This is a genomic window from Microbacterium sp. NPDC076895 (genome assembly GCF_040687115.1).
Classification (GTDB): domain Bacteria; phylum Actinomycetota; class Actinomycetes; order Actinomycetales; family Microbacteriaceae; genus Microbacterium.
In genome coordinates this window covers 53,692-79,407 of record NZ_JBFBMQ010000013.1, presented here as the reverse complement: position 1 = coordinate 79,407, position 25,716 = coordinate 53,692, and the positions used below count along the sequence as shown (strand labels likewise).

At 66.3% G+C, this 25,716-nt stretch carries 26 protein-coding genes and 1 tRNA gene; 15 read left to right on the top strand and 12 right to left on the bottom strand.

The window, feature by feature from the left end; genetic code table 11:
* Positions 1-52: 52 nt before the first annotated feature.
* The 3 genes from AB0O89_RS11755 to AB0O89_RS11745 form a co-directional block, all read right to left on the bottom strand.
* On the bottom strand, positions 53-1,483 hold the full coding sequence (locus AB0O89_RS11755) for an amidohydrolase family protein (RefSeq protein ID WP_300594334.1): 1,431 nt from the start codon (positions 1,481-1,483) through the stop codon (positions 53-55).
* Between the two features lie 72 nt (positions 1,484-1,555).
* Positions 1,556-2,449 (bottom strand): NAD(P)-dependent oxidoreductase, encoded by an 894-nt coding sequence (locus tag AB0O89_RS11750; protein ID WP_300594337.1) that lies wholly within the window; start codon positions 2,447-2,449, stop codon positions 1,556-1,558.
* Positions 2,446-3,828 (bottom strand): Xaa-Pro peptidase family protein, encoded by a 1,383-nt coding sequence (locus AB0O89_RS11745; RefSeq protein WP_300594340.1) that lies wholly within the window; start codon positions 3,826-3,828, stop codon positions 2,446-2,448. Before AB0O89_RS11745 ends, AB0O89_RS11750 begins: the two co-directional genes overlap by 4 nt.
* A gap of 126 nt (positions 3,829-3,954) precedes the next feature.
* Here AB0O89_RS11745 and AB0O89_RS11740 point away from each other — a divergent pair, with 126 nt between their 5' ends.
* A complete protein-coding gene (locus tag AB0O89_RS11740) occupies positions 3,955-4,662 on the top strand; it encodes an SDR family oxidoreductase (protein WP_363497716.1) in 708 nt (235 codons plus the stop codon).
* Between the two features lie 87 nt (positions 4,663-4,749).
* The gene (locus AB0O89_RS11735; protein ID WP_363497713.1) at positions 4,750-5,436 is read left to right on the top strand and encodes a helix-turn-helix domain-containing protein; all 687 of its coding nucleotides are present in this window, start codon (positions 4,750-4,752) and stop codon (positions 5,434-5,436) included.
* A 30-nt stretch (positions 5,437-5,466) separates the two neighbouring features.
* On the opposite strand, the gene AB0O89_RS11730 is transcribed toward AB0O89_RS11735, so the two are convergent.
* Together AB0O89_RS11730 and AB0O89_RS11725 are read right to left on the bottom strand one after the other, a co-directional pair.
* Complete coding sequence (locus AB0O89_RS11730) at positions 5,467-6,537, bottom strand: alcohol dehydrogenase catalytic domain-containing protein (protein ID WP_363497710.1); 1,071 nt, start codon at positions 6,535-6,537, stop codon at positions 5,467-5,469.
* Positions 6,534-6,845 (bottom strand): Dabb family protein, encoded by a 312-nt coding sequence (locus AB0O89_RS11725; RefSeq protein WP_363497707.1) that lies wholly within the window; start codon positions 6,843-6,845, stop codon positions 6,534-6,536. The genes AB0O89_RS11730 and AB0O89_RS11725 overlap by 4 nt, the downstream gene beginning before the upstream one ends.
* Before the next feature lie 143 nt (positions 6,846-6,988).
* Between AB0O89_RS11725 and AB0O89_RS11720 the strand changes: the two genes are divergently transcribed.
* Positions 6,989-8,017, top strand: a complete 1,029-nt coding sequence (locus AB0O89_RS11720; protein ID WP_363497704.1) for a 2-dehydropantoate 2-reductase — start codon at positions 6,989-6,991, stop codon at positions 8,015-8,017.
* A gap of 33 nt (positions 8,018-8,050) precedes the next feature.
* Here AB0O89_RS11720 and AB0O89_RS11715 read toward each other — a convergent pair whose 3' ends face one another.
* Both AB0O89_RS11715 and AB0O89_RS11710 read right to left on the bottom strand, forming a co-directional pair.
* On the bottom strand, positions 8,051-8,746 hold the full coding sequence (locus AB0O89_RS11715; protein ID WP_363497701.1) for a GntR family transcriptional regulator: 696 nt from the start codon (positions 8,744-8,746) through the stop codon (positions 8,051-8,053).
* Positions 8,743-9,267, bottom strand: coding sequence for a VOC family protein (locus tag AB0O89_RS11710; RefSeq protein ID WP_363497698.1), 525 nt, complete (start codon positions 9,265-9,267; stop codon positions 8,743-8,745). The genes AB0O89_RS11715 and AB0O89_RS11710 overlap by 4 nt, the downstream gene beginning before the upstream one ends.
* Before the next feature lie 168 nt (positions 9,268-9,435).
* On the opposite strand from AB0O89_RS11710, the gene AB0O89_RS11705 reads away from it, so the two are divergent.
* The 3 genes from AB0O89_RS11705 (at position 9,436) to AB0O89_RS11695 (ending at position 13,666) form a co-directional block, all read left to right on the top strand.
* Positions 9,436-11,610 (top strand): thiamine pyrophosphate-dependent enzyme, encoded by a 2,175-nt coding sequence (locus AB0O89_RS11705; protein WP_363497695.1) that lies wholly within the window; start codon positions 9,436-9,438, stop codon positions 11,608-11,610.
* Positions 11,610-12,917: a dihydrolipoamide acetyltransferase family protein gene (locus AB0O89_RS11700; protein ID WP_363497692.1), complete on the top strand. Its 1,308-nt coding sequence runs from the start codon at positions 11,610-11,612 to the stop codon at positions 12,915-12,917. The genes AB0O89_RS11705 and AB0O89_RS11700 overlap by 1 nt, the downstream gene beginning before the upstream one ends.
* Positions 12,918-13,027: 110 nt before the next feature.
* Positions 13,028-13,666: an NAD(P)H-binding protein gene (locus tag AB0O89_RS11695; RefSeq protein WP_363497689.1), complete on the top strand. Its 639-nt coding sequence runs from the start codon at positions 13,028-13,030 to the stop codon at positions 13,664-13,666.
* A gap of 11 nt (positions 13,667-13,677) precedes the next feature.
* Here AB0O89_RS11695 and AB0O89_RS11690 read toward each other — a convergent pair whose 3' ends face one another.
* The 3 genes from AB0O89_RS11690 to AB0O89_RS11680 form a co-directional block, all read right to left on the bottom strand.
* Positions 13,678-14,991 carry a DUF4032 domain-containing protein gene (locus AB0O89_RS11690; RefSeq protein WP_292709125.1) on the bottom strand — a complete coding sequence of 438 codons (1,314 nt, stop codon included), beginning with the start codon at positions 14,989-14,991 and terminating at the stop codon, positions 13,678-13,680.
* A 79-nt stretch (positions 14,992-15,070) separates the two neighbouring features.
* Positions 15,071-16,174 (bottom strand): sn-glycerol-3-phosphate ABC transporter ATP-binding protein UgpC, encoded by a 1,104-nt coding sequence (gene ugpC, locus AB0O89_RS11685; protein ID WP_292709123.1) that lies wholly within the window; start codon positions 16,172-16,174, stop codon positions 15,071-15,073.
* A 142-nt stretch (positions 16,175-16,316) separates the two neighbouring features.
* On the bottom strand, positions 16,317-17,165 hold the full coding sequence (locus AB0O89_RS11680; protein ID WP_300591240.1) for an NAD(P)-dependent oxidoreductase: 849 nt from the start codon (positions 17,163-17,165) through the stop codon (positions 16,317-16,319).
* 154 nt (positions 17,166-17,319) lie between these two features.
* On the opposite strand from AB0O89_RS11680, the gene ppk2 reads away from it, so the two are divergent.
* The 4 genes from ppk2 (at position 17,320) to AB0O89_RS11660 (ending at position 20,554) form a co-directional block, all read left to right on the top strand.
* On the top strand, positions 17,320-18,228 hold the full coding sequence (gene ppk2 / locus AB0O89_RS11675) for a polyphosphate kinase 2 (protein WP_363497684.1): 909 nt from the start codon (positions 17,320-17,322) through the stop codon (positions 18,226-18,228).
* Positions 18,229-18,411: 183 nt separating this feature from the next.
* A complete protein-coding gene (locus tag AB0O89_RS11670; RefSeq protein WP_363497681.1) occupies positions 18,412-19,362 on the top strand; it encodes a thioredoxin domain-containing protein in 951 nt (316 codons plus the stop codon).
* Between the two features lie 40 nt (positions 19,363-19,402).
* A tRNA-Thr gene (locus AB0O89_RS11665) sits at positions 19,403-19,478 on the top strand.
* Between the two features lie 119 nt (positions 19,479-19,597).
* Entirely contained in the window at positions 19,598-20,554 is a 957-nt protein-coding gene (locus AB0O89_RS11660; RefSeq protein WP_363497678.1) for a DMT family transporter, read from the top strand.
* Between the two features lie 13 nt (positions 20,555-20,567).
* On the opposite strand, the gene msrB is transcribed toward AB0O89_RS11660, so the two are convergent.
* Complete coding sequence (gene msrB / locus AB0O89_RS11655) at positions 20,568-20,972, bottom strand: peptide-methionine (R)-S-oxide reductase MsrB (RefSeq protein WP_363497675.1); 405 nt, start codon at positions 20,970-20,972, stop codon at positions 20,568-20,570.
* A 244-nt stretch (positions 20,973-21,216) separates the two neighbouring features.
* On the opposite strand from msrB, the gene AB0O89_RS11650 reads away from it, so the two are divergent.
* The 5 genes from AB0O89_RS11650 to groL all read left to right on the top strand — a co-directional run bounded on the left by AB0O89_RS11650 (position 21,217) and on the right by groL (position 25,250).
* Positions 21,217-22,227 (top strand): DUF2332 domain-containing protein, encoded by a 1,011-nt coding sequence (locus AB0O89_RS11650; RefSeq protein ID WP_300591407.1) that lies wholly within the window; start codon positions 21,217-21,219, stop codon positions 22,225-22,227.
* A gap of 9 nt (positions 22,228-22,236) precedes the next feature.
* A complete protein-coding gene (locus AB0O89_RS11645; RefSeq protein WP_300591406.1) occupies positions 22,237-22,536 on the top strand; it encodes a DUF3263 domain-containing protein in 300 nt (99 codons plus the stop codon).
* Entirely contained in the window at positions 22,536-23,135 is a 600-nt protein-coding gene (locus tag AB0O89_RS11640; RefSeq protein ID WP_331791636.1) for a LytR C-terminal domain-containing protein, read from the top strand. The genes AB0O89_RS11645 and AB0O89_RS11640 overlap by 1 nt, the downstream gene beginning before the upstream one ends.
* A gap of 129 nt (positions 23,136-23,264) precedes the next feature.
* Positions 23,265-23,465, top strand: a complete 201-nt coding sequence (locus AB0O89_RS11635) for a cold-shock protein (protein WP_228176859.1) — start codon at positions 23,265-23,267, stop codon at positions 23,463-23,465.
* Between the two features lie 165 nt (positions 23,466-23,630).
* A complete protein-coding gene (groL, locus tag AB0O89_RS11630; protein WP_341579297.1) occupies positions 23,631-25,250 on the top strand; it encodes a chaperonin GroEL in 1,620 nt (539 codons plus the stop codon).
* Between the two features lie 66 nt (positions 25,251-25,316).
* Here groL and AB0O89_RS11625 read toward each other — a convergent pair whose 3' ends face one another.
* On the bottom strand, positions 25,317-25,604 hold the full coding sequence (locus tag AB0O89_RS11625) for a WXG100 family type VII secretion target (protein WP_300591404.1): 288 nt from the start codon (positions 25,602-25,604) through the stop codon (positions 25,317-25,319).
* Positions 25,605-25,716 lie beyond the last annotated feature (112 nt).

Genomic DNA, 25,716 nt, shown 5'->3' with positions numbered 1-25,716 from the left:
CGGCGGCGCCGAGATCGACGCCGCCGCTGAGCAGACTGAATGCTGGGCCGTATCAGTCCTTCTTGTACTGATACGGGTTGTACAGAACCTCGGCCTCGGGGATCTCGGGGAACTGCCCGGCGATCCAGTCGTCACCGACCTCGCGTTCCAGGTACGAGACGGTGTCTTCGAGCTTGGCCTTCACCCCCGGCAAGTCACCGGCCACGAGGGCGCCCTCGGACTTGACGATTTCACCGCCGACCAGCACCGTGTGCACGTCACCGCGCTGTGCCTGGTAGACGATCTGGCCCCAGGGGTTGATCAGCGGCGCCCAGGTGGCCGACGCGTCGTTCTTGAGCAGCACGACGTCGCCGAGCTTGCCCTTCTCGAGCGACCCGATGAGGTGGTCCTTGCCGATCGCTGCGGCTCCACCGCGGGTGGCCATGTGAACGACTTCCTCGGCGCGAAGCTTCACATGAGTCACGGTCTCCGCGGGCTCGAGCTGGTGGGCGTGGTAGTGCTCCAGGGCACGGTCCGCGTTCACGGTGGCGCGCATCGCCGAGAACAGGTCGGCGCTGAACCACACGCTGGTGTCCACCGAGAGCGATGCCGGGATGCCGTAACGCCGCAGCTGATGAACCGGTGGATAGCCCTGGCCGCACGTGTCCTCGGATTCCGTCGCGAGAGAGACGTTTCCGCCCGTCGCAGCGATCTTCTGGTAGGACTCCGCCGACAAGGATGCCGCGTGAACGTATGTGTAGCCCTCCTTCATCACACCGGCGTCGTATGCATTGCGGATGCCCCAATCGTTGGTTGCACCCCACACGCCGGCGTGCGTCGTCACGGGCAGCCCGAGCTCTTCGGCAACGCGGTACGCGGCAAGCTCAGGGAACGCGTCGTCCTGGTTCGGTACGTCGAAGGCGATCTGCGTGCCGAACATGCGGGAGTCATCCCGTGAGCGAACCAGAAGATCCTGGATCGCGGGGTCAGCCGTCCACTCCCAGGGCGAGCCGGCGAGGTTGCCGTAGGCGAAGACGAAGCGACCCGGTGAGGTTGCCAGCGCTTCGTACGCGGCTTCGCCATGCTCGATCGTGCGCAGTCCGTGCGACCAGTCGACGCTGGTCGTCACGCCGGATTCGACGGCGTCGAGCGCCGAGATCAGGTTGCCTGCCGCGATGTCCTGAGGGCGGAACTTCATGCCGTGCTGCAGGTAGTACCACACGAAGTACTGGGTCAGAGTCCAGTCGGCGCCGTAGGCGCGCATCGCGGTCTGCCACATGTGACGGTGGGTGTCCACCATCCCTGGCATGACGATGCCACCTTTCGCATCGATCTCGAACGTGCCATCGGGAACGGCGAGGTTCTCTCCCACCTCGGCGATCTTGCCGTCGACGACGAGGACGTCACCGTGCGGCAGGACTGTATGGGCATCGTCCATCGTGACGACGATGCCCCGCCGGAACACGACAGGCTGTCCGGGTTGGGGCAGCGGGCTCTCGGGCATTGACGCTCATCCTCCTTGATTTGCGGTCGGTGCTCCCAATAAAGCACTACTGGACACCCTTGTCCAGTATCACTATTCAGCGGCTGTCTCCCCGAGGATCGGGACATCTCGCCGGCTCACTTCTGCGATCGCGCTCCAGTCCAGGTCCTTCAGGTCGTCGTGGGCAAGGGCTGCCTCGAAGACGGCGGTGAGCGCGGGAAGTGTGGCGGGGCTCACGCCCACCGAGCGTGCAACCTGCTCCGCGAGATCGAGGTCTTTTCGCCCGAGCGCGATATGGAAACCGGGCGGGGAATACCGCTGTGCCGCGATGATGTCGCCATAGCCGCTGTATGCGACCCCGCCGAACAGGGTGCTCGAGAGCAACTCCGTGAAGGTTTCTGCGGGAACTCCGAGTCGTTCGGTCATGGCAACCGACTCGCCGATCGCCTGCATCGCATGGATGATGTTGTAGTTCACGGCTGCCTTGACCGCATTGGCCACCGACGGCCGCTCGCCGAGGATCCACACGCGCTTTCCCATGGCATCCAGATAGGGCCGGATCTCGCCGACGGCGCTCGGGCTGCCGGCGACGAGGATATTGAGTTCGCCCTCCGCGGCAACAGACGGACGTCCGAGAACGGGCGCAGCGATGTACGTCCCTCCCGCCGCCGTCACCTGATCGGCCAGGCTCGCTGCCAGGTCGGGGCTGATCGATGCCATGGCGACATGGATCCGCCCACGCAGAACCGCGATGCGGTTCTGCGTCATCACGGCCTGCATCGCCTCGTCGTTGGCGAGCATCGAGAACGAGATCGCGCATGCGAGTGCTTCCTCGGGAGCGTCGACCCGCACGGCTCCGCGAGACACCGCAGCCGCGACGGCGTCGGGCGACCGGTTCCAGACGCGAACCTCATGCCCGGCGTCGATGAGACGGCCCGCCATGGCCGATCCCATGGAGCCCAGCCCGAGGAAGCCGATGGTACTCACGCTTCGCCGCGTCCCCAGACGGTATTGCGATGCGACTGCGAGTCCCGGTTGAGGTTCAGTGGCCCGTCGATCGTGTAGTAGCGGCGCCCGGCGACGATGAGTTCCTCCGCGGGGAACTTCGTGATGACCTCGCATCCGTCGGCAGTCACGACGACCTCCTCCTCGATGCGCGCTGCCCCCCAGCCGTCTGCGGCGGGCCAGTACGTCTCCAGTGCGAAGACCATACCTTCCTCCAGGACTTCGGGGTGATCGAACGACGTGAGTCGCGAGAAGATCGGCTTCTCCCAGATCGACAGTCCCACGCCGTGGCCGTACTGCAGCGCGAATGCCGCCATCTCGTCAGGGAAGCCGAATTCCTCAGCGCGGGGCCAGACGGCGGCGATGTCGGCGGTCGTCGCGCCCGGGCGGACGAGAGCGATCGCACGGTCCATGTACTCGCGCGCACGGGTGTACGCATCCTTCTGCGCCTGGCTGGCCGATCCGACGGCGAACGTGCGGTAGTAGCACGTGCGGTAGCCGTTGAAGCTGTGCAGGATGTCGAAGAACGCGGGGTCGCCGGGGCGGATCAGCCGGTCGCTGAACACATGCGGATGCGGCGAACAGCGCTCCCCGGAGATGGCGTTGACACCTTCGACGTACTCGGAGCCGAGGTCGTAGAGCGTTTTGGCGACGACCCCGACTGCCTCGTTCTCGCGCACGCCGGGACGCAGGAACCGGTAGAGCTCCTCGTAGGCTGCATCCACCATGCTCGCGGCCTGCGTGAGCAGTCGGATCTCGTCGGAGGTCTTGATGCGCCTGGCCTCCATGAACACCTGCTGACCGTCCACGACCTCGATCCCCTCTCGTTGAAGAGCGATCAGGACGGGCATCTCGATGACGTCGACTCCGAGCGGTTCGTTTGCGAGGCCGAACTTCTCGAGTTCGCGCTTCACTTTTCGCGCGACGTCCCCGGCCAGGTCAGCGTCCGGGGGAAAGGCTCCGCGCAGGGTCGAGATGCCGGCGCGAGCACCGCTTTCGAGCCGGGGCCGCTTGGCTCCTTCGTGCGGCGAATGGGGATCGGCGTCTGCCTCTGCCGACGTGACGTCGAGCCAGGGGTTGTAAAGCGCGTGGTGCTTCGCCGCCGAGCCGAAGTCCCACACGATCGGGTCGGTCTTGCGCGTGAGCAAGGCGAATCGGATGAGCTTGTCCATCGCCCACGTGCCGATGTGCGTCCCGCTCATGTAGCGGATGTTGGAGAAGTCGAAAGCGAGCACCGCTCCGAGGTCGGAGCGTTCAAGCTCCGCGTGCAAGCGCGCTAGGCGCGCATCGCGAAGCCGTTCGAAGTCGACGCGCTGCTCCCAATCGACAGCGGCGGTACCCGTCGTTCCCGTGCTCTTCATCGAGGCTCCCTCCGTCAGCGGCGTGCTTGACATCGACCCGTGGGTCGAGTTCACTCAAGTAAAGCCCTACTGGACACTGATGTCCAGTTGTACTTCGTCGGCGCGAAGAGAGCGTGAGGAAAGACCGTGAGCGAACGGACCATCGTCGTTGTCGGCGGAACATCCGGTATTGGACTCGAGATTGCCAAGGACTGTCTCGCGCGGGGAGAGAAGGTCGTCATCACGGGCCGCGATCTCGGCCGCACCACCGAGATCGCGCGCGGTCTCGGTGAGGGTGCGAGCGGTGTGGCCCTGGACATCTCTGAGCCGCACAGCATCGCGCACCAACTCGCCGACATCGAACGGGTAGACGGGCTCGTCCTTGCGGCTATCGAACGGGACGCCAATTCGATCCGCGACTACGACATCGATCGTGCGGTCCGCCTGGTCACGCTCAAACTCGTCGGGTACTCGGCCACCGTTCGAGCGCTCCTGGACCGGATGGCACCGACTGTCGATACGGGGATCGTGCTGTTCGGCGGACGCGCGAAGGATCTGCCATACCCGGGGTCGACCACCGTCTCGTCCATCAACGGCGGCGTCACGGGCCTGATCAACACTCTCGCGCTCGAACTCGCGCCGATCCGTGTCAACGCGATCCACCCGGGGATCATCGGCGACAGCCCGTTCTGGGCATCCAAGCCCGAGGGCGTCTTGGAGCAGTACGAACGACACACTCCGGGTGGCAAACTCGCGACGATGGCCGATGTGGTCGATGCCACCCAATTCCTGTTGCGCAACCGAGGCGTCTCGGCAGTGAACCTGCCGGTCGACCGCGGAACCGTGCTGATGTAGGACGCGGCGGTCCACGGCTGTGCACAGGTCCTGCCCTAGAATGAGCGGACGTTCGCGGCTGACCAGTGGCTGCGCTGGTGGGAGATCATGACCGAGGGCCTGGGAGCCAAGCTCCGCGAGGTGCGCACTGCGAAGGGCATGAGCCTTCGCTCGCTGGCGCAGGCTCTTGGCGTCTCCGCGTCGTTGATCTCGCAGGTGGAGATCGGAAAGACGCAGCCGTCGGTCTCGACTCTGTTCGCCATGGCCAACCACCTCGGAGTGTCGTTGGACGAGCTGGTCGGCAACGTTCCCACGGCGAGTCCGTCGCCCGTTGCCCCAGTTCCCACACCACCGGATGCGTCAACTGTCCGGCGCGCTGCCGAGTACCCGGTGATCGAGATGGAGAACGGCGTTCGCTGGGAGAAGCTCGCCAGTGTTCCCGGAGGCCCTGCCGATGCGCTGCTGGTGACGTACCAGCCCGGCGCCAGCAGTTCCGTGGAGGACCGGCTGATGCGCCACGCGGGAGTCGAGTACGCGTACCTCCTCGAGGGTGAGCTCACCCTGCAGCTGGATTTCGATACGTACGTCCTGCACCCGGGCGATTCCCTGAGTTTCGACTCGATGCGGCCGCACCTGTTTGTGAACCACTCGGACAGCATTGCGCGCGGGGTGTGGTTCGTGTTCGGTCGGAGGCCGCAGAATGAGGCGCTGCCGGTAGCTCCGGGGGCGGTATCCCAGCCCGCCGCACCGGCGTCCGCCGTCGACGTGCTGCGGGCAATGGAACGGCTGCCCTGACGCGGACTACTGTTGGGCGGGTCGCCCGCGTCAGGCGTGTGAGCGGCCGTGAACGGCGTCCCTGCGCCCCTCGGTCCATGGGTCGATCAGTGTCTTGACCTGGCCCGGCGCGCCGCTGAGCAACGGCTGAAGAGCCCCGTCGACAACCTCATCCAGCGGAAGGACGTCAGCGGCGACATCCGACCAATCGCCGCGCGCAGCCAGCAGCCGAACGGCCTCGGGAATGTCATCCCGGTACACGTGAGCCACCGTGCCGACGATCGTGTACTCCCGCAGGGTCCACGAGCCGAGCGGCAGTGCAGGCTCACCGCGCTGGATACCGACCGGGACGATCGTCGCGCCAGGGCTGGCAGCGTCGAGGACCGACGCGAGTCCCGGCGCAGACCCGGACACCTCGAAGAAGACATCGGGCACGATCCCGCGTTCGCTGAGGGTGTCGCGCAGGCTCTGGTCGCCAGCCTGTACGGTGTCGGCAGCGCCGAGTGCCCGCGCCAGTTCTAGTCGCGGTGCGTTGAGGTCTGTCACCAGCACCCGCGCGCCCGTCGCCGCCGCAGCGTGCGTGATGAAGGCACCGATGCCACCCACGCCGACGACAACGGCATCCTGGCCCGGTTGCAAGCCGGATCGCCGAACCGCGTGAACCGCGATGGCCATCGGCTGTGCGAGGCCGAGCGTGTCGAGCGTCAGCCCGCTGGCTGAGGCATCCCACACGATCTCGGCGGGGCAGACGACGTATCCGGCGAGGCCCCCGTTGTGGTGGAAACCCAAGGTCGTATACGACGTGCACAGGTTCGTGCGCCCCGCACGACACATTTTGCACTCGCCGCACGAGAGTCCGGCGCCGCACACGACCGTTGCGCCGACCGTCAGCTCGGATACTCCCGGACCGACCTGCTCGATGGTGCCGGCGAACTCATGACCGAGGGTGACCGGCGGCTGGGCGAGGACGAGTCCCCGACCGAACTCGGTGGCATCCGACCCGCAGACACCGCACACCCCAACTCGGATGAGCACCTCGCCGGGGCCCGGGGAGGGGACGGCAACATCGTCGATGCGAAGATCATGCACATCGTGCAGGACTGCAGCGCGCATGGCATTCATGCCAGGCTGCCCTCGGTCAGTGGAAGCTGCGCGGCCGCGCGGTCGGCGAGCATGTGGCCCATGAGGTCGGCATAGACCTGAGCATGAGCGGGATGGTCGAGGTACGCATGCAGACCCGCCTCGTCATCCACGACCGCGGCGACGGCATAGTCCATTCCGCCGGGGCGCAGATGGAGATTCGGCCCTGCGACATACGACCGAAGCTCGGGGATCTGTGCCGCCATCGCGGTCAGGGCCGCCGTCAGCCGGTCGACATCGTCGTCGGTGACGCTGTCGACCCACCGGAAGGATGCGAGGTGGAGGATCATGCTGTCCGCTCTCTACGCTGATAGTGTCCAGTAATAGTGAACACTAGCAGTCTATGGGGGCGTCTTCGAGGCCTCCAGGGCGCATATGTACGCCGCTGCTGTATCGTGCGAGTGTTCCAGCGCGGGTGACGGGAAGGTCAGTGATGACAAGAATCGCGGTTGTAGGCGCTGGCGCCAATGGGTCATCGATCGGTGCTGACCTGATCCGTGCGGGCGAGGACGTCACGCTCATCGAGCAATGGCCCGCTCATGTCGAGAAGATGCGGGTCGACGGTTTGCAGATCATCAGCCCCGAGTGTGAGGTTCATGTCCAGCCTGACGTGCGTCACTTCTGCCAGGTTGCCGAACTTCGTGGTCGGTTCGATGTCGTCCTGATGCTCGTCAAGGCCTACGACGCGCCGTGGGTGAGCAGACTCATCGAGCCATACCTCGCCGAGGACGGCGTCCTGGTCGGCGTCCAGAACGGGATGACAGCCAGCGTCATCGCCGAGGCTGTTGGCGCCGAGCGCACGCTCGGCTGCGTCATCGAGTGCTCCGCGACGATGACTGACCCGGGCGTCGTGCATCGACACACTCCCGCCTCCCGGTCGTGGTTCGCCGTCGGCACCGTTGATGAGCGAGGGCCAGCTCATCGCATCCCGGAACTTGCCCGCATCCTCGGGTTGTCGGGCACCGTAGAGGTCTTCGACGACATCCTCGCGGCGAAGTGGATGAAGCTCGTGAGCAACAGCACTCTGTTGGTCACGTCCGCGATCCTGGGGCTGCCGATGCTCGATGCGCTGCGAACGCCGGGCTACCGGGACGTCATGATCTCCGCAGGCAACGAAGCGCTACGTGTTGGCGTGGCGGATGGCCACCCTGTTCTGCCTATCTTCGGTCTGGCCGCGGATGACATCCGTGATCCAGACCGGGTCGTCGACATCATGACAGACAAGCTGTTCGCGAGCTTCGTCGTGCCGGGAGCGACCACGACGGTGCTGCAGGACTGGCGCAAGGGGCGTCGGAGCGAGGTTGATGACCTCAATGGGCATGTCGTGGCGCGCGGGGCTGCTCACGGCATCCGTACCCCCGTCAACGCCCAGGTGGTCGCGCTGGCGCATCGGATCGAGGCGGGGGAGCTCTCGCCAGACCTGTCGCACCTGGCGACGATGCGCGAAGCGCTCGATCAGTAATGCTGCCGCCGACTCGTCGCGGCGCGGCGAGGTCTAGCCGGCGCTGAGCGAGAAGATCTCCGGCGTCCGGGCGAGCTGGCGGCGGGTGCGGCGGATGTGTCCACCGAGGACTCGTTCGGCTTCCTCGGTGTCACGATCGCGTAGGGCGGCGACGATGAGGTGATGCTCTTCGTGAGCGATACGGCGGGCGTCGGGAGTCCACGAAGAGACATAGCTGCGCCGATACGGTGCGGTGAGATTCCACAGGCGCACCACGAGGTCGGTGAGGTGAGTCGTCTCGGCTGCGGCATAGCTGGCGTGATGGAACGCAGCGTCGAGGTCAAGGAAGGCGTCGGTGTCGTCACCGGTGTCACTGATCCGATCCGCGAGTTCGGCAAGCGCGCCGATCTCGTCGTCGGTGAGGCGAGGGGCGCTATACGACAACAGCAGCGGCTCGAGGCGCTCCCGCATCCGATAGATCTCTTCACACTCGGCGAGGGTCATCGTCGACACCCAGGCTCCCGCGTTAGGGACCACCGTCAGCAACCCTTCGTACTCGAGCTGCCGGATCGCCTCCCGCACCGGCACCCGACTCGCACCATATCGTGCAGCCAGATCCTCCTGAAGGATGCGGCTGCCGGGAGGACGCGTGCCGTCGATGATCCCGCGACGGATGCCGTCGGCGATGCGCGCGTGAGCGTCGCCGTCGCGGCTGCGTGGCCCGTCGAGGGTCGGTGGGGCAGTGGTCATCGGCTGGGGTCTTTCGGGTGCCACAGGAGGGTCGCCGCCGTGGCCTCGTAGGCCTTGCCTGTCGGGAAGCTCACGAGTTCGAACTGCATGCCCCAGGGGCTGCGGAAGTACACCCACCGTTGACCGGCCGATGCTCCGGCGCTGGCGACCGGATCGCCCATGATCTCGATGCCATGCTCGCGCAGGTAGCTCACCGCGGCATCCATGTCGTCGACGTAGAGCGCGAGGTGGTGACCTCCGATGTCGCTGTTGCGCGGCTGCGGGGCCTGTCCGTCAGCGCTGTCGTACTGGAACACCTCAAGGTTGGTTCCGAAACCGAGGCGATAGAAGCGGATCTCGCGAATCTCGGTGCGCGGGTGTACGCCGAGGTGGACAGCCATCCAGTCGTCGTCCGACCGCTTGGCGTCCAGGGTGTACACGTGGATCGCGCCGAGGACATCGACGAGAAAGGCGTGGGCCTCATCGAGGTCGGGAACGGTGAACCCGATGTGGTCGAGCCCGCGAACTCCGGGGAGGGCCATGAGAACCTCCTTGCTCACAGGCGCCGTCGCCCGATTGTATCCAGATACCCGGCGAATGCTCAATGAGGGGCCCGATTCATATCGCTCAGGCTTGAGATTGGATGCAATCAGCCGTACAGTCTCAGCAGACAAACGGTCTGAACACGCAACGACGCGAGGATGGGCGAAATGCCGCGACGCAGACGACTGGAAACCGGCACCGACTGGATTCAGCTGACGACGACCGCCGCCGACTGGAAGGCCGTCGACCCGGCTCTGCTCGGGACGATGCTCGCGGAACTGCACCTCATCAGGGCCTTCGAAGAGACGGTCCTTGCGCTCGCGGCCGAGGGTCTCGTCCACGGGCCTGCCCACTCGAGCATCGGTCAGGAGGGCGGGGCTGTTGGTTCGATCGTCGGCCTGCGCTCGACGGATGCTGTGAACGGATCACACCGAGGCCATCACCAGTTCCTCGCCAAAGCGTTGACGCACGTCACGGGGGCCAGGATCGACCCCCGCGATCCTGTCACGCCCGCGATTCAGACGGTTCTGCAGCGAACACTCGCCGAGATTCTGGGTCTGGCGCAGGGCTACTGCCGTGGGCGCGGGGGATCGATGCACCTGCAGTGGTTTGAAGCGGGAGCTCTCGGTACCAACGCGATCGTGGGAGGAGGCGCACCGATGGCCACGGGTAACGCGTGGGCCCAAAAGCACGCCGGCACCACTGACCTGACCGTCAACTACTTCGGTGACGGAGCGAGCCAGATCGGCTCCGTGCTGGAATCGATGAATCTCGGGTCTGCCTGGAAGCTGCCGGTTTGCTTCTTCATCGAGAACAACATGTACGCGGTGTCAACCCACGTTGATGAGATCACCGCTGACACGCGCCTCTCGGTGCGGGGGCAGGGCTTCTCTATCCCCGGCTGGCGGGTGGACGGGATGGATCCGCTCGCTGTCCACCTCGCGATGGCCGAGGCTGCCGAGCGCATGCGCGCCGGTGGGGGCGCCACCATCATCGAGGCCGAGGTCTATCGCTACTTCCATCAGAACGGCCCCTACCCAGGAAGCGCGTTCGGCTACCGCACCAAGCAGGAAGAAGCCCAGTGGCGTGATCGCGATCCGCTGACCCGGGTTGCTGCCGAGATGCACAAGCTCGGTCAGATCACCGACGACGACGTGGCGCAGCTGCGCGCACGATCGCAGGCGGCGATGGAAGCAGCAGTGGCCGCGCTCGTTGAGACCGACCCGGAGCGGGAGGGGCGGCGCCGCATCCGTCCCGAGCTGTGGCCGGATCCGAGCTTCGTCGATGTCGGCATCCGCGGGGATGCCAGTGAGTTGGCGGATCTGCCCATCCTCGACGCGCCGGCGACACGCGAGATCACGTTCGTCGACGCCGTTGCGGAGGTCATGGCCCGACGGATGGAAACCGATGAGCGGATCGTGGTGCTCGGCGAGGATGTCCACCGACTCAAGGGCGGGACGAACGGCGCGACGAAGGGATTGGCGGATCGATTCCCGGATCGGGTCGTGGGTACACCGATCAGTGAGAACGGCTTCTTCGGGCTCGCTGGTGGACTGGCGCTGGACGGGCGGTTCCGACCGGTCGTGGAGTTCATGTATCCCGACTTCATGTGGGTGGCGGCTGACCAGGTCTTCAATCAGGTCGGCAAGGCGCGGCACATGTTCGGCGGGGACAACCCTGTTCCGCTCGTGTTGCGAACCAAGGTCGCGATGGGGTCGGGATACGGCTCGCAACACCTGATGGATCCGGCTGGTCTGTTCGCGACCGCACCCGGATGGCGGATCGTTGCGCCCTCGACCGCGGCGGACTACGTCGGTCTCATGAACGCGGCGCTCGCGCTGGATGACCCGGTGCTCGTGATCGAACACGTCGATCTGTACAACACAGCATCCGCCGTGCCCGAGGGTGAGCTCGACGGCATTCTGCCCCCCGGTCATGCTGCGGTGCGCCGCGAAGGGTCGGACGTCACGATCCTCAGCTACCTCTCGATGGTCGGGCACACGCTCGAGGCCGTCGAGCAGACCGGCATCGACGCGGAGGTCATCGACCTACGATGGCTCGACCGAGCCTCGCTGGACTGGACGACCATCGAAGAGAGTGTGCGCAAGACGAACGCCGTCCTCATCGTCGAACAGGGCGCTCGCGGCACCTCCTACGGTGCGTGGCTTGCCGACGAGATCCAGCGCCGCTTGTTCGACTGGCTCGACCAGCCCGTCGAGCGAGTGACGGGAGGCGAAGCGAGCCCCAGCATCTCCCGGGTGCTCGAGCGCGCCGCCATCGCGCGGACCGAGGAGGTCATCGCCGGGCTCGACCGGGTCCGTGCCGCGTGGGGAGGCCGATGATGGCGACGATCATCCGCATGCCCGAGATCGCCACCGGTACAGGAGTCGCCGCCGTGCAAACGTGGCTGGTCGCCGTCGGCGATGAGGTAGCCAAGGGGCAGCCCATCGCCGAGATCGAGACCGAGAAGGCCGTCGTCGAATACGAGGCCGAGGAAGCCGGCGTCGTTGCCGCTCTTCTCATCGCCGAGGGCGAGTCCACGAGTGTTGGTTCGTCGATCGCGGTTCTCGGGGCGCCCGGTGAATCGGCAGATGAGGCGATCGCTGCCGCGGGAGCCTTGAACGCGCGGTCACGGCCGGTCGACGGAGCGCCCGACGAAACGACGCCCGAGGCCGCGCCGCCGCAGCAGACACGCTCCGCGGATGCTGCTCAGGCAGGTACGCAGACGGGAGTGGCCGCATCTGTCGACCTCGAGCCCGGCGATGGATCGGCCGGTGCCCGATCCTCGCAAGCGCGGATCTTCGCAACGCCCCTGGTTCGGCGCCTCGCGCGCGAGCGAGACATCGACCTCGCCACGATCGAGGGCACGGGGCCCAACGGGCGCATCGTGCGGCGCGACCTCGACGGCGCACCCGCCGTCTCCGTGGCAGCCGAGCCCGCCGCGGCACCTGTCGTGGCGTCCATAGACGCGCCGTTCACCGACATCCCACACACCGGTATGCGGCGCGCCATCGCGCGTCGACTGACCGAAAGCAAGACGACGGTGCCGCACTTCTACCTCGTCGCGCACTGCCGGGTGGACGCGCTGCTCGAGCTGCGTCGCCAGATCAACGTGGCAGACGTCGGCAAGGTGTCGGTCAACGATCTGGTCGTGAAAGCTGTCGCCGCCCTGCGTGAGGTCCCCGAAGCCAACGCGATCTGGACACCCGATGCGACGCGGCGGTTCTCTTCGGTGGACATCGCGGTAGCAGTATCGGTCGACGGGGGTCTTCTCACACCCGTCGTGCGCGGAGTCGATCGGATGCCGCTGAGCGAACTGAGCGCCACGGTCCGTGACCTCGCCGACCGTGCCCGTGCCGGGCGGATCAAGCAGCACGAACTCGAGGGCGGCTCGTTCTCGGTGTCGAACCTCGGGATGTACGGGATCAGCGAGTTCTCCGCGATCCTGAACCCACCCCAGGCAGGCATCCTCGCTGTCGGTGTGGCGGAGAAACGGCCGGTCGTGGGTGCTGATGACACCATCGAGGTCGCGACGATGATGACCGTGACGCTCTCGGCCGATCACCGGGTGCTCGACGGTGCTCTGGCGGCGCAATGGCTTGCCGCTTTCCAGCGCCGGATCGAGAACCCGGTCTCGATCCTCATCTGAGTGCTGCTTCGCGCGGGACTTGCATCCGCGCGAAGATGGAGTACGGCGAGCAGCGCCCGGGGTTGGTTCCCCGGGCGGCCCTCTGCCGCTCCATCGACGGAAGGATCACCATGGCCCGCATCGCAGTACTCGGAGGAACCGGCTACGCCGGATCACACATCGTGAAGGAAGCGGTTGATCGCGGTCACACTGTTGTTTCCGTCGCGCGGGTCGCGCCGGCAGAGCGGGTCCACGGTGCCACGTACATCGAGGGGACCCTGCTCGATATCCCGGGTCTTGTTGCGGAGCTCGCAGGCGTCGATGTCATCGTCAACGCGATCCCCGGTCGCGGAGACATGCTCGGCAAGGTGCGCCCTGCGATCCAGCAGTTGCTGTCGGTGCTCCCCGGCGACGTGCGCATCGGCATCATCGGTGGTGCCGGCGGGAGCCTCGTCGCTCCCGGTGGGCCGCGTGTGATCGACAGCGGCTTCCCCGAAGAGTTCAAACCCGAAGCGCAGGAGGCCATCGACATCCTGGAGGATCTGCAGGCCGACACCTCTGGTCGTGACTGGTTCTTCATCCACCCGGCCGGTGGCTTCGGCGCGTGGAACCCGGGGGAGCGCACGGGGACCTACCGCACCGGCGGTGACGTCATCGTCACGGATGCCGACGGCGAATCCTTCATCTCGGGAGCAGACCTCGCCGTCGCGGTGCTCGATGAGATCGAGAACCCGCAGCACGTGCGCGGCCGCTTCACCGTCGGCTACTGAGCCGACGCATCTCAAACTAGGTCGCGCCAGTCGGTCGGACCGGTTGACGGGCTGGAACTGATCGGGATGGCATCCGTCACGATCGGGATGGCGAGGGTGTCGGTGGGCGGGCCCATCACCGTTGCTTCGTCGCGGCGGAATCTCAGCACATCGTCGATGTAGCTGGTGACGGCCTCGGCAACGGGGACCGACTGCCCGCGGGCCTGCGACATGTACCACCGGTGCTCGAGGAACTGGTGGTACACCTCAGCCGGTTCGAGCTTGGAGCGCAGGTCGAAGGGGATTGCCCGGATGACGGGCTCGAAGACCCGGGTGAGCCACTCGTGGGCGACCATCTCTTCGTCATCGCCCGCGCGTGAGCCGCGCGCCTGGAACTCGTCGAGGTCGTTGAGCAGTCGCCGAGCCTGGTTCTCCTCGACGTCGAGCCCGGTGAGACGGATGAGGCGACGCTGGTGGTGTCCGGCATCCACGACCTTCGGCTGGATGGACACTCGGGTACCGTCGGCTGTCGTCTGCATCGACATCTCGCCGATATCGAAGCCGAGCTCGTTGAGTCGTTCGACGCGCTCGGTGATGCGCCAGGCTTCGCGCGCTTCGAACGTCTCGATCTCGGTGAGCTCGCGCCACAGCGACCGGTAAGCGCTCATGATGCCGTCGGCGATCTCAACGGCATCCACCCCGCCCTCAAGACGCCCCCCGGCCTCCAGATCCATGATCTCGCCGGCGATGTTGGTGCGCGCCACGTCAAGGTCATGCTCGCGCTGCCCTGCCGTGAGCCCGCTCTCGTGCAGCTCACCGGTCTCGGCATCAACGAGGTACGCCGCGAAGGCTCCAGCATCGCGGCGGAAGAGTGTGTTCGACAGCGACACGTCGCCCCAGAAGAATCCGACATTGTGGAGGCGGACCAGGAGCACCGCGAGGGCGTCGACGAGGCGGGTTGCCGTTGTCGGTCGCAGGACCTGCGTGAACAGCGCCCGGTAGGGGAGGGAGAACTTCAGATGAGAGGTCACCAGGGCAGCCGGCAACGGTTCGCCGTTCTCGTCACGGCGCCCGGCGATCACGGCAACACGGTCGACGCACGGCGCATCCAGCCGGTCGAGGTTGCCGAGCATGTCATATTCACGCCGCGCCATCTCCTCGGTGGTCTCCTTGATGGCCACCACACGGCCCGACAGACTCGCAAACCGCACGGTGTGTCGTGAGATGCCCTTCGGGAGCGACACGATCGTCTCGGACGGCCACTCCACGAGCGGCACCGACCACGGCAGGGTCAGAAGGCCAGGGTCGACGGTGCTCGCGGTGATCGAGAGCTGCGTGGACGACATCCGTTTCTCCGCATCCGGGGCTTACGTGCGTGACGGCGCGGACGTCTGAGACATCCGCGCCGTCACGAGGTACTGGTGATCAGGCCGAGGCGACGGCCTTCTCGGACAAGCGCTCGCCCGACTCGATGTCGAACAGGTGAACGTGGTCGAGAATCGGCGCCAACACGACGGTCTCGCCCGCGTTCGGGTGGTTACGGCCGTCGACGCGAGCGACGATGTCCGTCCGCTTGCCGTCGATCTCCGAGTGGCCATACAGGTAGCCGTCGGCGCCGAGCTCTTCCACGAGGTCCACGACCACCGAGAGGCCCTTGCCATCGGCAGGGGACACGTCGATGTCCTCGGGGCGGACGCCGATCGTCAGCTCCTTACCGGTGGCCTTGGCGAGCACATCGCGCTCGACAGGGACCAGGTGTGTGCCGAAGTTGACACCGCCCTCGACGACGTCGACCGGGAAGAGGTTCATGGCGGGGGAGCCGATGAAGCCGGCGACGAACACGTTCTTCGGGGCCTCGTACAGGTCACGCGGGCTGCCGACCTGCTGCAGGATGCCGTCCTTGAGGACCGCGATCCGGTCACCCATCGTGAGGGCTTCGGTCTGGTCGTGGGTCACGTAGACGGTCGTGACGCCGAGGCGTCGCTGCAGCGACGCGATCTGCGTACGGGTCTGCACACGCAGCTTCGCGTCGAGGTTCGACAGCGGCTCGTCCATGAGGAATACCTGGGGCTGACGCACGATGGCGCGGCCCATGGCGACACGCTGACGCTGACCACCCGAGAGCGCCTTGGGCTTACGGTCGAGGTACTGCTCGAGGTCGAGGAGCTTGGCTGCCTCGAGAACGCGCGAGGCGCGCTCATCCTTGTTGACGCCGGCGATCTTCAGGGCGAAGCCCATGTTCTCGGCGACCGTCATGTGGGGGTACAGCGCGTAGTTCTGGAACACCATCGCGATGTCGCGGTCCTTCGGCGGAACGTCGGTGACGTCGCGCTCGCCGATGCGGATGTGGCCCGAGTTGACCTCTTCGAGGCCGGCGAGCATGCGCAGCGAGGTGGACTTACCGCAACCCGAGGGGCCGACCAGAACGAGGAACTCGCCGTCGCCCACTTCGAGGTTGAGCTTGTCGACTGCCGGGCGGGTTCCGCCAGGGTAGAGGCGGGTTGCGTTGTCAAAGGTGACTGACGCCATTTCTTCTTCTCCTTCACCGGCAGGTACGTGCCGGACGATCCGTTGTGAGGATGAGCGGGGGCTTGGCCCGCACGCCCGTCATCGGGCGCATCGCTCAGTATGCCACTCCCACCTGGGAGCGGCCACCGAGCGGGCCCCGCCGTCAGTGGCCGTCGCGCCAGGAGTGCTGTGGCGCGTAGCCCAGCATCCGTCTGGCCTTCTCGATCGACAGCAGTGTCTCGTTCGGGCCGACCTCGCGGGCGACCGGCACATCGGGGAAGACCTCGGCCAGAAGCTCAGCGTTCGGACGCGACATCACGGTGTCGGCCGCGGCGATGATGTACTGCTCGAACCCGACGGGTGCGACCGTGAGTGCACGCGCGATGGCCTGCGACCCGTCGCGCGCATCGATGTAGCCCCACAGATTCCATTTGCGGGCCCGTGCGTCTTCGTCGAAGCCGGGGAAGGCGGCGTAATCCTCCGGAACCATAACGTTCGAGAACCGCAGCGCCGTGATCGACAGATCCGGATGCCACCGCACGAGCTCCCGGGCCATCCGCTCTTCGAGGGTCTTCACGAGCGAATACACGCTCTCGGGGCGCGGCTCGTACTCCTCGTCGACCGGAACGTACGGCGGCGGCACGTCGAAGGGCAGGCCCAGAACGGTCTCGCTGGAGGCGTAGACGAGGCGACGGATGCCGAGCCTGACGCTGGCCCAGAAGACGTTGAACGTCGCCGCCATGTTGTTGTGGAAGACCGCGACCTCCGAACGGATGCCGGGTGCCGGGATAGCGGCGAGGTGAACGACGGCATCCAGCCCCCGCTCGTCGCGATCGCCGAGGCCCGCGAGGGCGTCGATCACCTGCCCGTAATCGGTGAGGTCGACCTGCAGGAAGCCCGGCTGGGGGCGGCCCGAGATGTCGAAGCCGATCACCTCGTGCCCCGCCGCGCTCAGTTCTCGAACGACGACACTTCCGAGCTTTCCGGTCGAGCCGGTCACCACGATTCTCATGACCCCAGCCTTACACGGCAGGTCGCCGGGGCGGCGGGTGCGATCGTCACCTGATGTTCACCCCGACGTGGCGCCACGGCTCGTGCTTCGCCCTCTCGTGGGTGAGAATGCGAACACGGCGCGGACGATGCGAACCGCGCCGTCGGAGGCTGCCATGTTCGAGAACGTCCCCGCCGGCGATATGCGGGCCTACATCGAGTACCTGCGCGAGAACGGCTACACCGTGCGCGACGGGCACACCCCAGACCCCGACCTGATCGACCCCCAGGGCAACCCCGTCTACACGTGGCAGGAGGGGTATCCGTATGCGGACCGGATGACCCGGGACGACTACGAACTCGAGAAGTATCGTCTGCAGGTCGAACTGCTGAAGTTCCAGTACTGGCTCGAAGACACCGGTGGCCGGGCCATCATCCTGTTCGAGGGTCGGGATGCCGCGGGTAAGGGCGGCACGATCAAGCGGTTCACCGAACACCTCAACCCGCGGTCTGCGCGCGTCGTTGCGCTGGCAAAGCCCAGCGATCGCGAGCACGGACAGTGGTACTACCAGCGTTACATCCAGCACTTCCCGACCGCCGGCGAGATCGTCATGTTCGACAGATCCTGGTACAACCGAGCGGGCGTCGAGCGGGTGATGGGGTTCTGCTCGGATGCCGAGTACGAGACCTTCATGGAACAGACCCCGTCGTTCGAACGGATGCTGGTGGAGTCCGGCATCCATCTGACGAAGTTCTGGTTCTCGGTCTCACGTACCGAACAGCGCACGCGGTTCGCGCTGCGTCAGCTCGATCCGGTGCGGCGCTGGAAGCTCTCGCCGATGGACATCGCCTCGCTGAACAAGTGGACCGAGTACACGGTCGCGAAGGAGGAGATGTTCCGCCGCACCGACAAGAAGTATGCGCCGTGGACGATCATCCGTTCCAACGACAAGAAACGCGCGCGGGTCAACGCGATGAAGTTCTTCCTCGGGCAGTTCGACTACGACGACAAGGATCTCGACGTCGTGGGGACTCCCGATCCCCTTCTGGTGATGCGCGGCAAACAGGAAGAAGCCGACGAGTAGATTCACCTCGAGCGGTGCTGGTTCTCCAGGCGAAGTCACACCCGAAGCGCTGCCATGTCTGGGCTTTTCCCAGGCTCTCTGGCTAGCATCGTGGGCGGTGGTCGTCACCTGAGCGACACCCCCCGGCCGACGCCACGGCCCCCTGTCGGGTACGCCCGACCCCTTGTTGTGTGAAGAGGTTTCATGTCGAGCGATCAGACGCCCAGCGGCGAACAGCCCACGGCGCCCGAGGCTCGCGACCGTCGCGAAGCGGTCCGCGAGAAGGCGCAGATGGTTCACGCGAAGCAGACGCGAGCGCGCCGCATCCGTGCCGGCATCATCGGCGTCGGAATCGTCGCCGTGGTCGCCGTCGTTGCTGTGTCGGTCACGTGGGCAGTCACCTCGACCACCTCGACGAGTGCGCTCAGTCCCGCTGCGGCCAAGGCCGACGGTTTCGCGGTGACCGACGTCGGCGGTGCGGTCGTCGCGCAGGAGGGCGTCGATGACAGCACATCTACGGAGGCCGGCGCGACCACCAGTGCGACGCCCGAACCGACACCTGTCGCCACCGAGGCTCCCGAGATCGAGGTCCGGGTTTACGTCGACTACCTCTCGACCGGCTCAGCCGAGTTCCAGCTTGCCAACGCGGCGCAGCTGTCGACGTGGGTCAACGAGGGCGCGGTCAGCCTGACCTACTACCCGGTGGCGATGCTCACAGCGAAGTCCAACGGCACGAAGTACTCACTGCGCGCCGCGGCGGCGTCCGCGTGCGTTGCCACCCACGCCCCCGAAGCGTTCTTCAAGTTCAACAATGCGTTGCTCGAGCAGCAGCCGGATGTCGACGCGGACGGATACTCCGACACCGAACTTGCCGACATTGCGCAGGCATCCGGTGTTTCAAGCCCTAAGGTCGTGCGGGCGTGCATCGAAAACGGCGACTTCCTTTCGTGGGCCAAGAAGGCAACGGAACGAGCGGTCGAGGCGATCCCCGACACCGACGGCGTGCAGCTCACCGGCACACCGCTCGTGCTCGTCAACGGATCCGTCTACGTGGGTGCGCTCGACAACCCGAAAGAGTTTGCCCAGTTCGTGCTGACGATCGATTCCGACGCGTACTACCAGACCCCGTCGCCGACACCGACGCCCACCCCCTGAGACGGGGAGCACCTCGGCGCCCCGATAGACTGGGCGCTCTGCCGACGTGGCGCAATTGGTAGCGCACCCGACTTGTAATCGGGCGGTTACGGGTTCAAGTCCCGTCGTCGGCTCCACACACTTCGACATCTAGCGGGCGTCGCGATCGGATGCCGACTCGACGTTGTCATCGGGCGGTTACGGGTTCACGTCCCGTCGTCGGCTCCACACCCGCCCCGTCCGGCAGAATGAACCGGTGACGTCCGGCAGAGCAGCGACGGCCCTCGGGCTCCTCGGTACTGCCCTCGTCGGTGCGCTCACGGCGCTCCAGGTTCGGGCGAACGGGCAACTCGGTCACCGCATTGACGACAGCACTCTCGCAGCGGCGTTCTCGTTCGGTTCCGGCCTCGTGCTCATCGCCGTCATCGCCGCACTCACGCCCGCGGGCCGCCGCGGGCTCGGCGCGCTGCGTGATGGCATCCGCGGTGGCGGCATCCGATGGTGGATGCTGGCGGGCGGCCTTGCGGGAGCCTTCACAGTGTCCAGCCAGAGCATCACCGCGGGCATCATCGGTGTGTCCCTGTTCACGGTCGGATTCGTGGCAGGTCAGATCGTCTTCGGCGTCGTGATCGACCGCATCGGTTACGGTCCGTCCGGCGTGGTGCCGGTCACGATTCGGCGCGTCGTCGGCGGCGCCGTCGCCCTTCTCGCCGTGGGGATATCGGTGACCGGCGGAAACCTCACCGGCGTTCCCTGGTGGATGCTGCTCTTGCCGTTCCTCGCCGGGGGCGGCGTTGCCTGGCAGCAGGCCACGAACGGTCGGCTTCGCGGCGCGACCGGCTCAGCGATAGCTGCGACGGCGGTCAACTTCGTCGGCGGAACGATCGCACTCGTGCTGATCGCTGCCGTTCACGTTGCGGTCGTCGGGTTGCCTGAGCGGTGGCCGAGCGATCCGTGGCCCTACACGGGCGGAGCGCTGGGAGTCGGCTACATCCTGCTATCTTCTGCTCTTGTGCGCCGGACGGGCGTCCTGTTGCTCGTGCTCGGCTCGGTGGTCGGGCAGCTCGCGACGGCTCTTGTTCTGGATGCGATCTGGCCGGCGCCGGCGAGCCCCGGCCTGGGACACGAGGTGTTGGTGGCTCTCGTCGCCGTCGTATCGGTTGCCATCGTGGTCGTGCCGTGGCCTCACGCGCGGCCCGGGGCGCGAGCGTGAGGCCGGCGGGCCGTCAGGACTCTTCGGGTGTGAAGCTCAGCGCAATCGAGTTCATGCAGTAGCGGTCGCCCGTGGGCGTGCCGAACCCGTCGGGGAAGACGTGCCCGAGGTGGGAGCCGCACTGGGCACACCGCACCTCGGTGCGCACCATGCCGTGGGTGCGGTCTTCGATGAGTTCGACAGCTTCGGGGCGAACCGACTCGTAGAAGCTCGGCCACCCGCAGTGCGAGTCGAACTTCGTGCCACTCTTGAACAGCTCGTTTCCGCAGGCGGCGCAGGCGTACAGGCCGGCGCGACTCTCGTCGAGCAGCTCACCGGTCCAGGGACGCTCGGTTGCTGCTTCGCGCAACACCGCGTACTGATCGGCGCTGAGCTCTGCGCGCCACTCGGACTCGGACTTCTCGGTGCGATAGGACATTGTTCCTCCTTACCCAAGTCAACACGAAGTCGTGACGGACTGTTCCGCTCGACGTCGCAGATTGGCCGTGAATCCGGCGCGCCAGCCTCGGTCGCAACGGCGCAGCATCCGTGCGACACCCCGGCTCGTGGCATCCGCTGCCGGCGTGTCGTGCGTGTCGTTCGCCGTTGCGACGAGGGATAGGAGGAGGGAGGTGACCCGGGATGCGGCACCGACCGGATGCGGCCTGTTCCAGAATGGGGGCATGGTGTCATCCCCGGATGCCGAGGCCGGCCGCGTCGCTGAGCGATACCGCCGTTTCGCGGCCGAGGAAGCGCCGGGCCGCTCTGATCTGTATGAGGAATGGGCCTCAGGCGTGGCGGCCGATACTGACACGCAGCTGCTGCTCGCGCGTATCCCCGCCGATCGGCGACAGCCTCCGCTCGTGTTCGCGGTGACCAGGATGCTGGGAGCGGCGGAGGGCGGCTACGCGGCGTGGGCGCAGTGGCTGGCGGCCAACATCGACGAGGTCGCGGCCGAGTGCGTCGCGCGCGGGCTGCAGACCAACGAACCGCTGCGATGCGCGGCTCTCCTGCCCGCGCTGAGCCTCATCGACGGCCCGATCGCACTCCTCGAGGTCGGTGCGAGCGCAGGCCTGTGTCTCTACCCCGATCGCTACTCGTACCGGTACGAGAACGGACAGGACCTCGACCCGGCCGGTGGCCCATCGCCCGTTGTGCTTCGTAGCGGCGCCCGGGGCCTGCCACGTCTGCGTCTGCCGGAGGTCGTGTGGCGTGCCGGTATCGACCTGGCGCCACTGGACGCGGCATCCGACATCGACCGACGGTTTCTGACCTCGCTCGTCTGGCCGGGGGAGCAGGGGCGACGCGAGCGGATCGTCGCGGCGCTCGACGTCGTGCGTGGGGAACCCCCGACGCTCATGTCAGGAGACGCCACCGCCGACGGCATCCTCGCGGAGCTTGCAGCCGAAGCACCCGGCGACGCCGCGCTGGTCGTGACCACGCCCGGGGTGCTGCCCCACATCGCCCGGGCCGGACGCATACAGCTCTGCAACCACATAGACGCAGTTCGCTCCGCCCGCCCCGGCACGCACTGGCTCTCGATCGATCCGCCTGGGCTCCACGACCGCTGGGGTGCGGATGCTGCGAGTTGGCCCGGCTTCGTCTTGGGTATGGACGAGCGCGCGCTCGCCGTCGTCGACCCACTCGGCGCGTGGGTGGAGTGGCGCGCACCGGATGTCGGCGCTCGCCGATAACCTCTCACCGTGCCCCTGAACGAGCGTGAGCGCGCGATCCTCGACTTCGAGTCGTCGTGTCGGCTTCGCGGATGGGCAAAAGAAGAGCAGATCCGCCAGACGTTAGGTATGTCGCCGGCCCGCTACTACCAGTTGCTGGTGCGGATGCTGGATTCGGTCGATGCGCAGGCATACGACCCGCTGCTCATGGGACGACTGCGCAGGCTCCGGGAGAGCGCCCGGGGAAGCAAGCGCTCCGGTCCAGCGAGCGGGGACTCTGCCGGGCGGACACGCACGGTTTCGGTAGGCGGCATCGGTACGATCGTCTGATGCCGACCTCCGAGTTCCCGCGCGATCGATTCGACGACCTGCCCGAGGACGTCGGTCGGGTCGGTGCGCACCGCGCGGAGCAGCCACACATGCGCGGCGGAGTCGTCTTCTTCTGGGCGGCGCTGGCCACCGTCATCCTGATCGCTGTCGGTATCTTCGCAATGTTCGTGGTTTCGGGGCGCATCGTGCTGTTTCCTGAACCCGCTCCCGAACCGACCCCGACGGTCACGGTGGACCCCGTCGTCGACACGTCCTATTCGATCCTGATTCTCAACGCGACGCCCGAGACCGGGCTTGCCACGCAGCTGAAAGACCAGCTCATCGCAGCCGGGTGGGTCCCCGAGACCGTTCTGGCCGGGCAGGCCGGAACCGACGACTTCCCCGAGACGACGGTCTACTACGCGACGGACGCCGACTACGCGGCAGCCTTGGGGCTCGCGAACGTCATCGGCGGGGCCGCGGTTGCGCAAAGCACCATTTATCAGCCGACCGACGACCCCGCGACCGAGGCCGACGAAGGCGCCACGAAGCAACTCACGATCGTCATCGGCCTCGACCGAACCGCGGCCGGTGTCCCCACTCCCGAGCCGACGAACTGACCGGCGCGGCCCGCGTGTTTCCGGGCCGTAACAAGGTGAAGACGCGCGTGTCAATACTTCGCCCGGCGATCGTTTCGGGTCGATTCCGGTGCATACGATGACGGTGTCCTACCAGCATCAGGAGTACCCATGGCCCAAGGCACCGTGAAGTGGTTCAACGCCGAGAAGGGATACGGCTTCATCACCGTCGATGACGGTCAAGACGTGTTCGTCCATTACTCGAACATCGACATGACCGGTTTCCGTGTTCTCGAAGAGGGACAGAAGGTCGAATTCACCGTCGGGACGGGCCAGAAGGGCCCGCAGGCGGAGTCGGTCCGCGTGGTCTAGAGACCGCGTCGACTGAGTTTCCGAAGAGACGGATGCCGCGGCATCCGTCTCTTCGTCGTCTTCGTCGCGCGCGGCTTGCACTCCCCATGGGCGAGTGCCAGAATGGGTTAGCACTCCAGATCGGTGAGTGCTAAGACCTAGCCCCGTCCGGGAGGGACGACACACATGGCAAAGATGATCGCTTTCGACGAGGAGGCCCGTCGCGGCCTCGAGCGCGGCCTGAACACCCTCGCCGACGCCGTCAAGGTGACGCTCGGCCCCCGCGGCCGCAACGTCGTGCTCGAGAAGAAGTGGGGAGCCCCCACCATCACGAACGACGGCGTTTCGATCGCCAAGGAGATCGAGCTCGACGACCCGTACGAGAAGATCGGCGCGGAACTCGTCAAGGAAGTCGCCAAGAAGACCGACGACGTCGCCGGTGACGGCACCACGACCGCAACCGTGCTCGCTCAGGCGCTCGTGCGCGAGGGCCTGCGCAACGTCGCGGCCGGCGCCGACCCGATTTCGCTCAAGAAGGGCATCGAGAAGGCCGTCAAGGCCGTCACCGATGAGCTGCTCGCTGGTGCGAAGGAAGTCGAGTCCAAGGAGCAGATCGCCGCTACCGCGTCGATCTCTGCAGCTGACCCCGAGATCGGCGCCCTGATCGCCGAGGCCATCGACAAGGTGGGCAAGGAAGGCGTTGTCACGGTCGAGGAGTCGAACACGTTCGGCACCGAGCTCGAGCTGACCGAGGGTATGCGCTTCGACAAGGGCTACCTGAACCCCTACTTCGTGACCGACCCCGAGCGTCAGGAAGCGGTCTTCGAAGACCCCTACATCCTGATCGCGAACCAGAAGATCTCGAACATCAAGGATCTGCTGCCGATCGTCGACAAGGTGATCCAGGACGGCAAGGAGCTCCTCATCATCGCTGAGGACGTCGAGGGCGAAGCTCTCGCGACTCTCGTGCTGAACAAGATCCGCGGCATCTTCAAGTCGGCTGCCGTCAAGGCTCCCGGCTTCGGCGACCGCCGCAAGGCTCAGCTGCAGGACATCGCGATCCTCACGGGTGGCCAGGTCATCACCGAAGAGGTGGGCCTCAAGCTCGAGAACGCGACGCTGGACCTCCTCGGCCGCGCCCGCAAGGTCATCATCACGAAGGACGAGACCACGATCGTCGAGGGTGCCGGCGACGCCGCGCTCATCGAGGGTCGCGTGACCCAGATCCGTCGTGAGATCGACAACACCGACAGCGACTACGACCGCGAGAAGCTGCAGGAGCGCCTGGCGAAGCTCGCCGGTGGCGTTGCCGTCATCAAGGCCGGAGCTGCTACCGAGGTCGAGCTCAAGGAGCGCAAGCACCGCATCGAGGACGCCGTTCGCAACGCGAAGGCAGCCGTCGAGGAGGGCATCGTCCCCGGTGGTGGCGTCGCTCTCATCCAGGCCGGCAAGAAGGCGTTCGAGACTCTCGAGCTCACCGGTGACGAGGCAACGGGCGCGAACATCGTCCGCGTTGCCATCGAGGCGCCGCTGAAGCAGATCGCCCTCAACGCAGGCATGGAGCCCGGTGTTGTGGCCAACAAGGTCTCCGAGCTCGAGCCCGGATTCGGCCTCAACGCTGCGACCGGTGAGTACGGTGACCTGTTCGCACAGGGCATCATCGACCCGGCCAAGGTGACCCGCTCGGCTCTGCAGAACGCCGCGTCGATTGCCGCGCTGTTCCTCACGACCGAGGCCGTCGTCGCCGACAAGCCCGAGAAGGCTCCGGCCATGCCCGCCGACCCGTCGGGCGGCATGGACTTCTGAGTCCTGCTGCATTTCACGCCGAAGGCCCCTCCCATGCGGAGGGGCCTTCGGTCGTTTCTCGTGCGATCAGCGGAACAGGCCGAGGGTCATCTGTTCGGCATCCGCGTACTGGTGTCCTGCGGTCTCAAGGGCGACCCCGATCGTGGCCAGGGCTTCTTCGACCTGTGCGTTGGCTGCGCGCCACTGGTCGATGACGCCGGCGAAGGCAAGCGATGCCGCGCCGGTCCACTGTGATTGCAGGCCGGTGAGCTGGGCGAGCATGGTATGCGTCTCGGCGCGAACGCGGTCTGCGGTGGCCCGCACACCTGCCGTTGCGGCGAAAACCGCGTCGCTGTCGACGGAATAGACGGCCACAAGAACCTCCCGGTGTCGTGAGTGTGGGTGACACGCTACGGTCGCGGCTCGGACTGAATCGCCGGGGAACACGCGTACTCGTACATGCCACCGATGTACGTGTCCTGGGGAG